Source organism: Candidatus Pelagisphaera phototrophica (assembly GCF_014529625.1).
Taxonomy (GTDB): Bacteria; Verrucomicrobiota; Verrucomicrobiia; order Opitutales; family Opitutaceae; genus Pelagisphaera; species Pelagisphaera phototrophica.
This window is the reverse complement of the sequence record NZ_CP076039.1, coordinates 866,163-881,565: the sequence shown is the minus strand read 5'-3', so window position 1 is coordinate 881,565 and position 15,403 is coordinate 866,163. Positions and strand designations below refer to the sequence as shown.

At 51.4% G+C, this 15,403-nt stretch carries 10 protein-coding genes; 6 read left to right on the top strand and 4 right to left on the bottom strand.

Annotated features, from left to right (window positions below):
• Positions 1-11: 11 nt before the first annotated feature.
• The 3 genes from GA004_RS03920 to GA004_RS03910 all read right to left on the bottom strand — a co-directional run bounded on the left by GA004_RS03920 (position 12) and on the right by GA004_RS03910 (position 3,176).
• Positions 12-2,294, bottom strand: coding sequence for a PQQ-dependent sugar dehydrogenase (locus tag GA004_RS03920; RefSeq protein ID WP_283395993.1), 2,283 nt, complete (start codon positions 2,292-2,294; stop codon positions 12-14).
• A 183-nt stretch (positions 2,295-2,477) separates the two neighbouring features.
• Positions 2,478-2,720 (bottom strand): hypothetical protein, encoded by a 243-nt coding sequence (locus tag GA004_RS03915; RefSeq protein ID WP_283395992.1) that lies wholly within the window; start codon positions 2,718-2,720, stop codon positions 2,478-2,480.
• A 93-nt stretch (positions 2,721-2,813) separates the two neighbouring features.
• Positions 2,814-3,176: a YkgJ family cysteine cluster protein gene (locus GA004_RS03910; RefSeq protein ID WP_283395991.1), complete on the bottom strand. Its 363-nt coding sequence runs from the start codon at positions 3,174-3,176 to the stop codon at positions 2,814-2,816.
• 372 nt (positions 3,177-3,548) lie between these two features.
• Here GA004_RS03910 and GA004_RS03905 point away from each other — a divergent pair, with 372 nt between their 5' ends.
• From GA004_RS03905 to GA004_RS03890, 4 genes are all read left to right on the top strand, one after another.
• Positions 3,549-6,245, top strand: a complete 2,697-nt coding sequence (locus tag GA004_RS03905) for a DUF6797 domain-containing protein (protein ID WP_283395990.1) — start codon at positions 3,549-3,551, stop codon at positions 6,243-6,245.
• A 164-nt stretch (positions 6,246-6,409) separates the two neighbouring features.
• The gene (locus GA004_RS03900; RefSeq protein WP_283395989.1) at positions 6,410-8,050 is read left to right on the top strand and encodes an alkaline phosphatase D family protein; all 1,641 of its coding nucleotides are present in this window, start codon (positions 6,410-6,412) and stop codon (positions 8,048-8,050) included.
• 132 nt (positions 8,051-8,182) lie between these two features.
• Positions 8,183-8,317, top strand: a complete 135-nt coding sequence (locus GA004_RS03895) for a hypothetical protein (protein WP_283395988.1) — start codon at positions 8,183-8,185, stop codon at positions 8,315-8,317.
• 472 nt (positions 8,318-8,789) lie between these two features.
• Positions 8,790-10,205 carry a sulfatase gene (locus GA004_RS03890; protein WP_283395987.1) on the top strand — a complete coding sequence of 472 codons (1,416 nt, stop codon included), beginning with the start codon at positions 8,790-8,792 and terminating at the stop codon, positions 10,203-10,205.
• 104 nt (positions 10,206-10,309) lie between these two features.
• On the opposite strand, the gene GA004_RS03885 is transcribed toward GA004_RS03890, so the two are convergent.
• Positions 10,310-11,779: a PQQ-dependent sugar dehydrogenase gene (locus GA004_RS03885; RefSeq protein ID WP_283395986.1), complete on the bottom strand. Its 1,470-nt coding sequence runs from the start codon at positions 11,777-11,779 to the stop codon at positions 10,310-10,312.
• Positions 11,780-11,923: 144 nt separating this feature from the next.
• Between GA004_RS03885 and GA004_RS03880 the strand changes: the two genes are divergently transcribed.
• Positions 11,924-13,354, top strand: coding sequence for a GntP family permease (locus GA004_RS03880; RefSeq protein WP_283395985.1), 1,431 nt, complete (start codon positions 11,924-11,926; stop codon positions 13,352-13,354).
• 119 nt (positions 13,355-13,473) lie between these two features.
• Positions 13,474-15,120 carry an arylsulfatase gene (locus tag GA004_RS03875; RefSeq protein WP_283395984.1) on the top strand — a complete coding sequence of 549 codons (1,647 nt, stop codon included), beginning with the start codon at positions 13,474-13,476 and terminating at the stop codon, positions 15,118-15,120.
• The last annotated feature ends 283 nt before the right edge of the window (positions 15,121-15,403 follow it).

Genomic DNA, 15,403 nt, shown 5'->3' with positions numbered 1-15,403 from the left:
GTACTTTAATGCTACTCTAGTTCAATTCCTATAAACAGATTGGCGATAAATGGTTCCGCGTGATTCGAACAAACCGCAATTGCCTTCTCTCGCTCCTCGATCGAAAGTTCACCCGACTGGATTTTGTGATACAAGACGAGCGCCTCTTCAACACTTTTTGGCTCGAGAGAATATGCTGGAACGGACGCATCCGGACTCATGGAACGTATCCAGTCATGCACGAGTCGCACACCTTCTTTGTCGAGCGTCTGAGCACCTACCATAGGCATGTGCCCGGCTCCTTTCGTCGCAACGCGATAGTAGAGAATTGACCGATACGGATTGCCCGGTTCGATTTGGGAAGCCTGATCCAGTCCAAAATAGCCCCGCTTCGGAGCATGCCCCATCAGCTCGAGCTGGCTGGTGGGAACGGCGATATTCATTTGAGCCGTTAATCCGGAACCTCCCGAGACCTTGTGGCAATGGGCGCAATTCGAGTGGAGCCACGAACGAGCCCGTGATTCGATCGGTTCTTCACTTCTGTTCGGATTTACCAATGGCTGAGCCGCTGCCATTTCCACGAACTCCTTATCTACAAGCCCAAGGTCTTTGAATCGGTCGAGCTGCCCATCCCTGTTCATCTGACCTGGAAAAAATGCGAGCGGTCGATTGAAGTTGCTTCCGTGGCAACGAATACACTCGGATCGACTAGGGAATCGATAGGGTCGTCCTTGAATCTCAGTATTCAATCCTTCCTTATCAACGAGCGTTGCGTCGGTTTGACTCTCATTCCACCGGTAACTATATCCCTTCCAGAACCCATCGAAATGGAGGATCTGTGTTTCTACTCGATGGCCGTCTTTGTGAATCGTCTTCGCGAGTACCATGTCGTCAGGCTTCAAGTAATTCATAACTGGGGACCCTCGACGCGCTTCAGCCGTAGTCTTGAGACCGCTACGATCCGGCATCCCCACCCAGTAGTCAGATTCATAACCATCTTGCCACATGGGTGTATTAATTTTGAATTCGTACACACCCACCGAGGCAATTTGGTCGGCGGCATCCCTAAACAAGCCTGTCTCACTCAACTTTGTCGGGAATTGGCTGGTCTCCTCCAGGTTTGGGTTGGAAACCAGACGCTGTAGTGGTGCGCTCGGACCCAATTCGAGAAAAAGGATATCGCCACTCTCATCTATTCCAAAGGTGACAATATCTTGTCGCGTATCCGCAATTTCAAGATTTGCGGTCACTTTCCCACCATCCCACGACATAGCCCAGACCTTACCTGTTACGTAGTCACCATACACATACGATCCTTTCAAACGAGGAAGCCGGTCACTCGAAACGAAATAGCCTCCCGTTATCGACGCCCCCGAATAGTGATCGTAATTTACGATTGGATGCGAAATCGGAGAGGGACCGGTATCCTGGTAGGGATTGGTCGGCATGGGGCCTTCCATCACGGACCAACCATAATTTCCTCCCTTTTCAATACGATAGACCATTTCCCATTGCTCCCATCCGACATCGCCTAGCCACAATTCACCGTTCTCAGGATGAAAAGCGATCTTCCATGGATTGCGCAGCCCGTAAGCCCAGACCTCGGGACGTGCTCCTTCGACACCAAGGAAGGGATTGTCTTTCGGGATACCATAAGGCAACCCACGGTCTTTGCTATCAACATCGATACGAAGGATCTTACCCGCAATTTGCCCCAAGTCTTGGGCGGCCCTTTTTGGATCAGGAGGAGAAGGAGGAACCAAGTCACCAATCGGCACATATAGCATCCTATCAGGTCCAAACTGTAAATCGCCTCCGGTATGACCGTCCGCGGGGAAATGCATCAGTCTTACTCGACTCCCCGGAACAATGTTTCCCTTCGCATCCACTTCAAACTGACTCAATCCACAAGCGAATCCTGGTTCCTGGGTATTTAGTGCATAGTATAGATAGAATTTCCTGTTTCTCGCGAATTCAGGGTGAAACGCCAAACCCAGCAGCCGATTCAGACTGGGAATATGTTCTTTCATATCCGCAAAAAGGATCGCCGATTTTGGCCGGCTTTTCAAATCCGATGGCACCTGCCAAATTTTTCCAAATCGCTCAGTTACGAATATCAGACCCTCCGACTCAAGCAACGTTATATCCAATCCCTGATTAAAGGTGATATGTGGCCAGACAGCTTCCGCCACATACGGTGGAGGCAAATCAGGAGAGCCAGAGATTTTCGAAGAAGTCCACGCTTCGCGCTCTTCGCCTAACAAGAGGAAAGGAACCAATAAGAAAGTGAGGGAACTGAGGTATCTAAAAAGCATTATAACGAGTCTTAAGGGAAATACCATTGCTATACAACATACCTAAACTGCAGGTTGTCGATCCGTATTACCTCAAAACGCAATCAAAACACTTTTGGCTAGCTGACCGCTTGAAGAGAATTCAATTTAGCACTGTCAGCCATAATGTACGAACTGCCTGGTTACCTTCGGTAAGCAGACAAATCACACAACTAACTTTCGGGCAAAAGGTAACACGCTAAGGTATATATCTATAGAGCATTTCACGGCAACAAAGGTATATTTCAAGAGTCTCCATCCTCGCCAGCTATCCCCAAACTCATCTGCCCACTCAATGGCGATGTTGGTCTCATTGTAATCGCCCTGTTCTCCCCGTATCCAAATCTTACGGCTAATCGCCGCCTTTTGGTTAAGCATCTCCGCAGCGTGATCTAAGCATTTGCTCATCAGCACCAATTGTATCACTCCTCGAGAGGTACTCTCATGATTTGGATAATGGCACAAACTTCCAGCTTACAACTGCCGTAACAACTCCAATTTTTACCCAATCCCCAATCTATGACGCGCCTCGATGCATTGTTCGCTGCCGGGCTCGAATTTGCGGCAAACCTCAGGTCGTGTTTCGTATATGCGACAGAGTTTGTCCTCTTTCAAAAACGCGCAGGCTTCCAAGAACGGCAAAGGGTGCATCCGATAAGCGACTCGATCAGTCCTAAGAAAGTTCTCAACTCGAATCCCTTTCTCTTTGATCTGCGGCTCAAGTACCACATCATCCTCAGTGGCAAATATGGGAAAGCAGCCGCAACAGGCTCCACATTCCATACAATCGTACTCCTTCTCCTGAGACATTGTTGAGGTAAGGTCAGAAGCAGGCACCTCAGCCAGCCCATCATCGACGCTCATCGTGTCAAGCAGTAGCGGAGTCTAATCTATCAACCTAAGAGCGGTTTTGTGACGAGCCAGTGCTTCAGCGATCGAAAGTGGGGCTCCCACCGGAATAGGTCTCCCTAAAAAATCAGAAGTGCCCCTGTTAGGCATACCAGTGCAACGGGCACCACCGAAATCCAGCCAATCCAAAAATGCAGATGAAACCAGATCGATCGTTTTCTTCCCCCTGATCCGGTGGAAGGAGGGTTGTCTGGTGTGTCATTGATTGAGAGGGACTTACCATTGGCCGCAAAATAGTCTACGTACCCTGTTTTGGTCAATGAAATGGTTTTCCTTTCCCAATCAGTCCGATTCGCCTACTCTTTCCGATCATAGAATTACTGTAAGATGATTCAGACGCAAATACTCTCGCTTTCATTTCTTATCCTCGCTTCTCGAGTTGGCCTATCCCAAGAGCTACCTCCTGGTGAAATGATTTTGCCAGAGTCCGCCCTTCCGTCCTACGAGTCGGAGATCGATCACGCACGACTGATCCAAGACGGTAAGCTGGCCAGTTACAATATGGGGCAGAAGGTCTATCAGCAGGTCTGTCATAACTGCCACGGAGATATCAACCTGCCAGGTTCCATTCCCAATTCCCTGAGATTCGCCGAAGGGCAATTCCAGCATGGTAACGATCCCTTCACCATATATCAGACCATAACCCGGGGTTGGCGGCTAATGGCTCCGCAAAATCAACTGAGCCCTCGGGAAAAGTATTCGGTTATTCGTTATATTCGAGAGCACTTTATAGAAGATCGAAATCCCGATCAGCTTTTCGCGGTCACCGATGAGTATCTTTCCAGTCTTCCAAAAGGCGATCAGATCGGTCCTGAACCAAAAAAAAGCGAACCGTGGAGCGATATGGATTACGGGCCATTCCTTACTGGGACATTCGAAATCGTACCCGAAGAAACCGAGCTCTATCGCTGGCCTGAAGGCGATGACATTGCAAGATCACCTTTAATCGGAACGAGAGGCTACGTCGCCCCAAATGCCAATATCGCCTACAAAGCCATCGCCATTCGGCTCGATCCTGGCGAGGGCGGCATTTCCAAAGGCAACACCTGGCTAGCATTCGAGCACGACACCATGCGCGTTGCCGGTGTATGGACCGGAGAAGGATTTACCGATTGGCAGGGGATCAACTTCGACCATAAACATTGGTATTGGCCACGGACTCGCGGAAAAGTCGTCTACGAAACGAAAGACGTTCCCGGCTGGGCCAATCCCTTTACTGGATCCTTCGATGACCAGCGCTTCGTTGGTCTGGACGGCCGCCGCTATGGACCCCTCCCGCGCGACTGGGTGCATTTTAAGGGGCTTTACCGCCATGCCAACCGTATCGTCATCGCCTACACAGTCGGAGAATCCGAAATTTTAGAGAGTCATTTGCTAACTGACTCTGGAGGCATCGCCCGAATTCTAAACATAGGGAAATCCGAAAAGGATATCACCCTGAGGCTGGCCAATGCCGGAAATGCGATGTCGGTAGACGGAAATGACACCGTCAAGATGGTAGACAAAGACGGTTTCCTGACAGCCACAATACCAGCCAGACCCACACCGTTAAAGGTGGCCTTCATTTCGGGACGAGGCTCCGTTTCTAATCAAGACTTGGATCTGGCGGCACTGACTAAAGGAAGCCCATCAGAGTGGCAAACGGCGATACCATCTCAAATCATTCGCGGCCAACAAGAGGGCCCATTCCAATGGGATAGCTTCACCCTACCGAGGGCGAATCCATGGAAGAGCTGGCTGCGTACCAGCGGTATCGATTTCTCGCCGGATGGGAAGACCGCCTATCTCTGTACCTGGGATGGCGATGTCTGGCGCGTCGAAGGGATTGCCGACGAGACAGCGGTCAATGCCCAGTGGTATCGCATTGCCGCGGGGCTTTTTCAGCCACTCGGTATTAAGCTGATGAATGGAGAGATCTTCGTCACCTGTCGCAACCAACTCGTACGTCTCCATGATCTTAATAGAGACGGAGAAATGGACTTCCACGAAGCTTTCAATTCGGACCACCAGGTTACCCAGCATTTCCACGAATTCGCGATGGGACTGCAGGTCGATGATGAGGGCAATTTCTACTACGCCAAAAGCGCTCGCCACGCTCGCCCACCCTTGGTCTCCCATCACGGCACATTGCTGAAAGTAAGCAACGACGGAGAGCGAACCGAAATTCTGGCCAACGGATTTCGAGCCGCCAATGGCGTTTGCATCAATTCGGATGGGTCTTTCATCGTTACGGACCAAGAGGGACATTGGAACCCGATGAACCGATTGAACTGGGTTTATCCGGATGGACGCTTCTACGGCAACATGTGGAGTTACGGGGCTCCGGACGACAGTTCCGATTCGGCAATGGAACGCCCGCTGGCTTGGGTTGACATAGGTTTCGACCGTTCGCCTTCTGAACTACTCTGGATCGACAGCCCGTCCTGGGGACCGCTCGATGGAAAACTCTTAAACCTATCCTACGGCCATGGCCGCCTGGAAATCGTTCCACACGAAATCGTCAATGGCCAACCACAAGGCGGGCTTCAACGTTTGCCTATTCCCGATTTCCCAACCGGCACCATGCGTGGACGTTTTCATCCTCAAAATGGCCACCTTTATCTTTGCGGCATGTCGGCTTGGGCAACGGCCCAACTCCACCAGGCTGGAGGGTTCTATCGTATCCGCAAGACAGACGCGCCCGCCCACTTGCCGATCGGTATTCGGGCCAGTGAGCGGGAGATTGAGATAGAGTTTTCAGATCCTCTGGCACAGCTATCGCCTGAGATGCTCCGCAACTCTATAATCGTCCGAACTTGGGCTCTCAAGCGAACGGCCAACTACGGATCCGCCCACTACGACAAAAAGGAGATCGAAGTCGCCGGAGCCAGTCTATCACCCCACGGGAAAATTCTTAGATTAAAAATTCCCGACCTCGAGCCCGTCTGGCAAATGTCCATCAAGTACTATCTCAAGGGTGCCAATGGCGAGCCCATAGAAGGAGAGATTCAAAATACCATTCACGAAATAAAAGCGAATTTGTAGTCAATCTCAACCATTGAATTTTTCTGAAAGCAGAAAACAGATGGTCTCCCGGAACAATGGAGTCTCCAAAGCTCCTCTGGTGAATAGAAACGGAAGCCAAATAGTTCTTGGTTTTCAGGATTTCGTATTCGACCGCTTCTCCTAGGTTCGCGTATACTTCGAGCATGAAATGTACCCTTTTCCCACTGATCGCATTGGCGAGCGTCGTATCGATTGCGGTTCCGCTGTCTGCCAACGCCCAGCATGACCCCGTAAACCTGCTCTGGGCTCAATATGGTCTCGCGAACAACACGCTAAAGCTGACCGCTCATACGGACCTCGACCCGATGGATCCCGTGGACGCAATAGCTAGCCTAGAGCTGAAGTCTGGCGACACATGGAAGACCGTAGCCTCAGCAGAAGTAGAACCCCTGACGGCAATGGCCGCCTTCCGAATTGAGAATTGGGATTCGGATACGAGCCATGTCTACCGGGTAGTCTGCGGCTCGACCTTGATCGAGGGGATCATCAGAGCGGAGCCGATCGACAAGCGAACCCTGAAACTCATGGCGGTTTCCTGCGTGAACGATAATCGGTTTCCCTATGGAAAAGCCGTGCAGCAGATGATCGAGCAAGATCCTGACATCCTCTTTTTTGCCGGTGATCAGCTCTACCAAACCAATGCAGGTGGCGAGACGATCCAAGCCCACGACGAAAAGGACGTGCTGCCTGCTTTGGCGAACTACCTGCCGAAGTGGCGAAAGTTCGGCCTTATCTTTCGCGATCTACTGAAAGACCGGCCATCCATCATCCTTACCGATGACCACGATGTCTACGTGGCCGACCTCTGGGGCGTCGGTGGCAAGCGCATGAAGACCAAGTGCGAGGAAGGATTCAATCCGAGCGCCCCCTACAATTTCGGCAACGCTCCAGAAAGAACCCGAATGCTCATCTACCGCGAAGGCGGCGGCTACCTTCACCCCAAGTGGACGAATGCGGTTGAGCGCATGCAGATGGGGCATCTGCCCGATGCGGTCGCGCCAGGTCCCTGGGGCTCCGGTATCAGGGCTTACTTCACCTCTTTAGACTACGCTGGCGTCAGCTTCGCCCTGCTCGAGGATCGCAAGTTCAAGTCGCCTCCCACCGACGTTCTCTCCGAGCCTATTGACGATCCCCATAACAATAAACCGAATACAACGCTTGAAGTTATTATGGATCCCGCCTTTGACACGAGCTCGCTCGACCAGCCTGGTTTGAATCTTTTGGGTGAAGCCCAGGAGAAATTCGTCCGCCGATGGGTGGAAGACGTCGAACAAAAAGGTCGGCTAGCCGCCGTCTTGCACCAGTCGCCCCTGGTAAATGTGGGCAACTACAAACCTTATTACGGCGATATGGATTCCAATGGCTGGCCGCAAACCCCTCGCGATAATGCCCTGCGGGCCATCTCTCCATCGCAAGCGGTCATGATTTCGGGAGACCTGCACTATGCGACGATCCTAAAACAGGGTATCGACAATTGGGGAGACGGACCTTGGACCTACTCGCTTCCTGCTTTCGGATCAGGACAGGGACGTATCTGGGAACCAGAGGAACCGCCACAGGGAGGGGCCATTCCTGGCATGAACGGTACCGGCAACTATCATGATCGCTTTGGCAACAAGCTCACCTTAATCGCAAAAGCCGATGGCATAGTCGGCTACGGCATGGTCCTTTTCGACAAAGAAGCCCGCGAAATCATTTTGGATATTCATCCCATGGACCCTGACACGCGCGATCCGATTGATATCGAAGTTCCCGGCTGGCCTAAGAGGATTAAGATCGATTGAATACGATGAGCATTCCCGATGGCAGGGCTGCTGATCCTTAAGTTGCGCGAGGCGCTACTCAGACGTGTGGGCGACTCAGGCTTCGGTCGTGAGCTCAGTCGAACGGATAGTCAGCCCTAACTTAATCTACCTATGAAATTACTCCTTCTCACCCTTTCACTCATTCTCGCATTGTATGTTTTTGCTAGCAGCCAAAACAGGCCGAACATCCTATTCATCATGTCCGATGATCATGCCGCCCACGCAATCAGTGTTCGGGAGTGTTGAACAACCAAAGCATCGAGAAGGCGATCCAGCCCCTAGAGGACCTCCGGATCATTTTTCGGGTTAAAGGCATTCCGAGAATCTCCAACCCTTACTTCGGTCTCTGGATCAAGAAAAAGCTTTGGGCGGAGCCCTGGGGGAAAAAGAGATGATCCGAGGGCATCAGGTAAAAGATCTTCTTCGCTAAGTGCGAGTCGGAGCCGTAGAGCTTTTCTATCGATCGTCATAATGCCCCGATCCCCAGCAAAGCGACCTAAATTACACCTTGATAACGCAAAACCAACCACTCAACCCACCCCCGAATCAAATTCGGAACGATTGAAATTTCGATCGACGAAAAATGCAAAGAGGTACCTCGCCTAGGCCGCACCAAACCAAAAGAAATCCAACGGCGTCGTACGCTTTGACAAATCCGACACTTTATTAATGTTTTTTCTCCCAATCGAACTGGATATCGTCAGGTTTTAAGCCGTTCATGACGCTCCTAAAATTCCTGAAACTACCCCTTCTCGTTACCCTTTGGCCTCTCTGCCTATTTGCACAGAGCGAGCCCCCCAACGTTCTGTTCATCGCGGTGGATGATCTGAACAATTGGGTAGGCTTTCTGAGGAACCATCCGGGAGTAAAGACGCCCCATATGGATCGCTTGGCGGATAGAGGGATGGTATTTACGAATGCCCATTGCTCGGCTCCGGGTTGCAACTCCTCGAGATCCAGTTTGTTCACCGGTCTGCGGCCTTCCAGCACAGGCATCTATGCCAACGGACATGACTGGCGGAAGATGGAGACAACCCGAGACGTGGAGACGCTGCCGGATACTTTACAAGCCGGGGGGTACAAGACCATGAGAGGCGGAAAGCTCTACCATGCCCATACCATAAGCGAATCAGCGAACGAAGGGCACTTGGATCCGGAACCCTGGAACGGCTTTTTTCCGTCACGGAATCTTCAACTACCTCCCGAAGTAGAACCTGCCAAGTGGCCAGTGAATACCAATAGGACTTTCTATCGGGGGCGATTCGACTGGGCCCCTCTAGATATAGACGATTCAGAAATGGGAGATGCCAAGGTCGTTGCCTGGGCCGAGGGCGAGCTTTCCAAAACGCATGAAAAGCCGTTGTTTCTCGCCGTTGGCATCTACCGTCCCCATTGGCCGTGGTGGACCCCGCAACCCTATTTTGATCAGCATCCCTTGGAAGAAATTGAATTTCTGGATGACCCAGACAATGACCTCGACGACTTGCCTGATGCAGGCCGGAGTATGGTTCGAAAAAAGTGGGATGACTGGATACTTGAAAACGGAAAACGCAAGCAGGCCATGCAGGGCTATCTCGCGTCAATGACGTTTGCGGATGCCATGGTGGGGCGATTGCTCCGAGCTCTCGAGAGAGGGCCTCTCGCCGACAATACCATAATTGTTCTTTGGTCGGATCACGGATATCATATCGGCCAGAAGCACCACTGGGAGAAATTTGCGCTTTGGGAGCAAACCACCAATGTCCCACTGATCATTGTGGATTCTCGTAATGGGAAATCCGCTACGCGCTGTTCCCAGCCGGTGAGCCTACTCGATTTATATCCAACTCTAGTTGACCTCTGCAATCTCGAGAAACCGGCCCATTTGGAAGGCCAGAGTCTTCTCCCCCTGATCAAAAACCCTAAGCAGTCAACGGGCCGAGGCGTAATCACAACACAGGGATTTAATAACCATGCCATTCGCACTGAAAATTGGCGATACATTCGGTATGCGGACGGGGGAGAGGAGCTCTACAATCATCAAAACGATCCGCACGAGTTTACAAACCTAGCCAGCCTCACCGAGTTTGAACCGGTAAAGCAAACCCTCTCTAAGATGCTCCCGAGCAAAAACGTTAAGCCTCCAACCAAATGACCCGATTGAGTATCTATTAAAATCGATTAGAACTGTTTGGCATCCAGAAAATACGACTGGACCTTTTCAAGCTTCCGCTGGTACGTACTCGAAATGCCGTTATCTCATTCTGCAGGTACGAGCTTTCGTACCCAACCATCGCCCTTCGTTAGCAGATATAGCTCCTTGTCTTCATCAATTCCCAGTCGAAGGTCTGCTCGCATTCCCCGATTGTAGGTATTTGGATACCCTGCAGCATCTAACAAGTCTTGCTCACGACCTTCGATCATCAACCGCAACTCCTTTATTTCTGCTGGGGTTCCGGGCTCTAAATTCCCCGCATCGATGTAAAATAGCCGACCGCGTACTATATCTGCGAATACGAATTTCCCTTTCAGTGATTTGATTTTCCGTCCCTCATAGGCGAAGCCGCTGCCGATCGCCCTTCCTTCCTCATGATCGTATTGGGCGACGGGATCGATAAACGTTTCTGGCCCATCGTGAGGGAGCTCAAATACCGGGCCCACTTCGACTCCTTCGATTCCGAACCCCGTGGCAAAGGTGCCCTCCCGGATTCGCCATCCGAAATTACCCCCAATTACACCGATATTTACCTCCTCTACCTCCTTTTGACCAATGTCGCATATGAACATCCTTCCCTTTTTATCAAAAGAGAAGTGCTGCGGGTGCCTCAGACCATAGGCCCAAATTTCGGGGGCCGCGTTCGATTCTGAGACAAAGGGGTTGTCATTGGGAATTCCGTACGCTCGGTCCTTCGAACGACTGAGCGGATTGATCCTAAGAATAGCACTTTGAGGGACCTCCAATGACTGCCCATATTCCTTGGGATCGAATGACGCTCCTCCATCTCCCAAACTAAAGTACAAATTTCCGTAGTCGGATGATCTTCTTTTGGCACTAGGATTGAAGGATAGGGTACCAATGTTATGGTTCGGCGCAAATTGGCCGATACGAAAAATCTCGCGATAGGTGCCCTTGAACGGAATGGCCGCAGGATCTGTCGCCGTCCATTCCACGATTACGCTCTCATGGCTGCCGGCATCGTCCTTTAAATAAGTCACCTCGCCCGACCCGCTGGTCGCGCTGAAAGCCGTATAAAATTTCCCATAGCCGGGTCGACCTTTGGCAGAGAAATCGGGATGAAAGGCAAATCCCGCTAATCCGGTTTCATTCGGCATGGATGAATTGTCGAAGGAAATGGGGTAGTCGCGATGATTAAGGTAAAGTTGGGCCGCCTTTCCCTCCGCATCCGCCAAATAGAGTGCTCCCCGCAAATCGCAAATGGCCATACGACCTGATCTATCACCCACCGCATTGAGGTATTGTATCCGGGCGTGAGCATCCGTAGTTGCTCCACCCGTACTCATATCCTCTAGGCGCGGCAGTCGGAAGCGTTTCTCCACCGCAACCATAATGTCGCCCTTCTCTATCTTCTGCTCAATGGGATTGTGAAGTGGAACTAAAGCCTCACTGGCCTCAGATATTTCATGGTGCGCTCCGTAGGAATTGGGAAGAAATATCAAAGCAACAGCGGCCAGCCGCCAGGCTTTCGATTGGCTTGGGGGGTTCTGCATTTTCATTTTCAGGTCAATTTTGGGCTTAAATCAAAAATACCGCTGATGCGCAACCCCGATGACGCTCCCGGGATAGCCAACCACAGCAATCAAACTCATAATTTGCATGACATCGCGGGGTAGCATCCCTAGAAACGAGCCCCTATGGACCCCCTGTTTGTTCTCCTCGTTGGAATTGTCATCGTTTTCGTTGGCATCCTCTATTTTAAATTACACGCCTTTTTTACCCTCACACTAGCCGCGATGGCCGTGGCGGCCCTTTCCGCCCCAGAACTCATTAGTGGCTATTGGATGGGTGAAGGAAAGTCAGCCGCTGAAGCCGCTAGCCTAGCAAGCTCTCCTTTTGGGCTTAGGGTGGCCACGGCGTTCGGGGTTACCTGCGGGAAGATAGGGATTGTTATTTGTATGGCCTCCATTATCGGCAAATGCCTGCTAGACAGCGGGGCCGCCCTCCGAATCGTACGAGCCATCCTCAAAGTGTTAGGCGAAAAACGAGCCCCTGCTGCCATGGGCGCAAGTGGCTTCTTTTTAGGCATACCTGTATTTTTTGACACTGTATTCTATTTACTAGTACCTCTCGCAAAAGCCCTCGCCGCATCAACCAAGAAAAACTATGGCCTGTATGTCCTAGCAATTATCGCAGGCGGATCCATAGCGCATTCCCAGATTCCTCCCACCCCTGGACCGCTGTTTGTAGCGGAGCAATTGGGAATCGATATTGGCATGATGATGATTTCCGGTATTATAGTTGGGGGAATCGCGGCCATAAGCGGAATGGTCTATGCGAAGTGGATCAACAAGAGAAAGCCGATTCCCTTTCGCGACTTGGAAGAAGGCGGCGACGAAAAGATGCAAAAGTGGGATGATATTACCGATAGGGACTTGCCCAATCTGTGGCTTTCGATGACCCCCATCATATTGCCGCTGATTCTTCTGTCCGGTAAAACCATAATCACGGGTATCGCCGGAAGCGCTGGCCTGACCTTACCCGCAGCGATATCCAGTATCGTTAGTTTGCTCGGTGATAAAAATGTCGCCCTAACGCTGGGAGCAAGCGTAGGGTTGTTCACTCTTTTTCAAACAAAAGGCGGCGGTCAAATGGCCGTCAAAAGCGCGATGCAATCGGCTCTCTCCAGTGGCGGGATCGTATTGATGATCACCTGTGCAGGAGGCGCCTTCGGAGGCATGCTACAACAATCAGGCATTCGAGGAGTCGTCGAACAGATTGATGTCGCAGGAGGCATGTGGTTTCTGCCGATGGCGTTCTTTTTGACTGCCATGATTCGTACCGTGCAAGGCTCGGCTACCGTGGCCATGATTACCTCCGTCGGAATCCTAGGTCCTATGGCCGCTCCGGAAATCCTAGGCTTCCATCCCATCTATCTCGCCATGGTAATTGGATTTGGCTCCAAGCCGGTCCCCTGGATGAATGACAGTGGATTCTGGGTAATTAGCAAGATGAGCGGTATGACCGAAGGAGAAACACTGACTAACTTCTCTGTCATGGCGACGATAATGGCAGTGGTTGGCTTGATTGTCTCCATGATCGCCTCGAACGTCCTACCGCTCAACTGAAAGTAATCACAAAGGACCCTAAGATTCAAAATGCTCCCCTGCTTCAGGTCTGATAGCTTCGTTCCCCATGGGTGCTTCGCTGGCGAAGACCTCGTCCCGATAGGTGGTTCTAAATCGCGATGAAAAAGCCCAATATTATTCTCATTTTGGCTGATGATATGGGTTACTCTGACATCGGATGCTACGGCGGCGAAATCGATACACCCAACTTGGATCGCCTCGCATCGCAAGGTTTGCGATATACCCAGTTTTACAATACAGCACGTTGCTGTCCAACAAGAGCCAGCCTCTTGACCGGTATGAATCCACATCAGGTGGGCATGGGTCACATGGCGCATTTCGACGATGACATCGACGGTTATCGTGGGGACCTGTCTAAACAGTGCGTAACCATCGCCGAAGTATTGAAACAAGGAAACTATGGCACTTATTTGTCCGGCAAGTGGCACGTTTGCAAACAGCAGCTTGCAAAAGACGGAGATCGTTCGAACTGGCCCCGCGCGCGAGGCTTTGACCGGAGTTATGGGATCATCGGCGGAGCAGCCAGTTACTTCGATCCGCCCACCCTGGCTCGAGACAACGAATCCATAGATCCTCCTCAGGATGGAGACTACTATTTCACGGACGACATTACCAAGAATGCCTGCGGACTCATAGAAGACCACTGTAATCAAAAATCCGAACAGCCCTTCTTCTTGTTCGCTTCGTATACCGCGCCGCATTGGCCTTTGCATGCCCGCCCAGAGGAAATTAAAAAGAACAAGGGCCGATACTCCAGCGGATGGGACCGACTGCGGGAGCAACGGCTAAAACGAATGATTGAGATAGGTATCGTTCGTCCGGATACAGAGCTCACCCAGCGCGATTCGACTCAACCTGCTTGGGAGGATTCATTGCACAAGGCTTGGCAGGAACGCCGAATGGAGGTTTATGCGGCACAGGTCAGCTCAATGGACCAGGGAATCGGCCGGATTCTGGATACCGTCGAGGCCAAGGGCGAACTCGACAACACCTTGATCTTTTTTCTATCCGACAATGGTGCTTGCGCTGAGGAGATTTTCGAAACCTTCTACCCCTACGAAAAGCATGCCGGGGAAGGACGGGCCAAACCGCTCACCTGCAGAGCCCGCACCCGCGACGGGCTCTTAATGAAACATGGCAACGACCCCACCGTCCCGCCAGGAGACGAGACAACTTTTCAGAGTTATGGCGTGGCCTGGGCCAATCTTTCCAACGCTCCCTTCCGTGAATACAAACACTTCGTTCACGAAGGTGGGATTGCCACCCCATTGATCGTACATTGGCCAGACGGAATTTCCGATCGAGGGAAGCTGCGCCATCAAACGGGTCAATTGATGGATATCATGGCTACCATTGTCGATGTTTCTGGACTTGACTGGCCCCAGGAACGAGACGGACTTCCCATTTTTCCAGTGGAGGGAAGCAGTTTGAAAAACACATTCAACAGCCATGACCAGAATCGTCCTCCCTTGGCCTGGGAGCACGAAGGGAATTGCGCCTATCGCGATGGAAAATGGAAACTCGTCAAGCGCTGGGACCGGGAACAATGGGAGCTCTACGATATGGACCTAGACCGCTGCGAAACCAATGACCTAGCCAATGCGTATCCAGAGACTCGGGCCGAATTAGTGGAAAAATACCACGCCTGGGCTAACCGCGTGGGTGTAGTAGAATGGAATCAACTGGAAGCCACCCGCAATGCCATAGGTATCTTTACCGACTGGATGCCCCATCCGCACGACTGATACCCTCTCGAAGCCAAAATCAAAGTAACTCAGCGAGGACATTCCTCCCAGATGGGGGAACAATCCAATCGGAGCGACTGAATTCCGAATCCCCTGCCCTCCTCACTTTCCTCGCTGGGTTCTCTAACGAGAGCCTTTTCAGACCCATTCCGTAATGACTTCCTCTGTCTTTTAAAAGTACTGCGTTCAATCGCATACTGTGCTTTTTTCAGGTTCTTCAAAAACTAAGCATATGCCGTTTGGCTTAAATTGAAACAGCAAGGAATTAGATATTTGTTTCGAT

Coding starts and splice junctions, on each gene's coding strand:
- GA004_RS03920 (WP_283395993.1), bottom strand. CDS start 2,294: ATGCTTTTTAGATACCTCAGTTCCCTCACTTTCTTATTGGTTCCTTTC.
- GA004_RS03915 (WP_283395992.1), bottom strand. CDS start 2,720: ATGAGCAAATGCTTAGATCACGCTGCGGAGATGCTTAACCAAAAGGCG.
- GA004_RS03910 (WP_283395991.1), bottom strand. CDS start 3,176: ATGAGCGTCGATGATGGGCTGGCTGAGGTGCCTGCTTCTGACCTTACC.
- GA004_RS03905 (WP_283395990.1), top strand. CDS start 3,549: ATGATTCAGACGCAAATACTCTCGCTTTCATTTCTTATCCTCGCTTCT.
- GA004_RS03900 (WP_283395989.1), top strand. CDS start 6,410: ATGAAATGTACCCTTTTCCCACTGATCGCATTGGCGAGCGTCGTATCG.
- GA004_RS03895 (WP_283395988.1), top strand. CDS start 8,183: ATGAAATTACTCCTTCTCACCCTTTCACTCATTCTCGCATTGTATGTT.
- GA004_RS03890 (WP_283395987.1), top strand. CDS start 8,790: ATGACGCTCCTAAAATTCCTGAAACTACCCCTTCTCGTTACCCTTTGG.
- GA004_RS03885 (WP_283395986.1), bottom strand. CDS start 11,779: ATGCAGAACCCCCCAAGCCAATCGAAAGCCTGGCGGCTGGCCGCTGTT.
- GA004_RS03880 (WP_283395985.1), top strand. CDS start 11,924: ATGGACCCCCTGTTTGTTCTCCTCGTTGGAATTGTCATCGTTTTCGTT.
- GA004_RS03875 (WP_283395984.1), top strand. CDS start 13,474: ATGAAAAAGCCCAATATTATTCTCATTTTGGCTGATGATATGGGTTAC.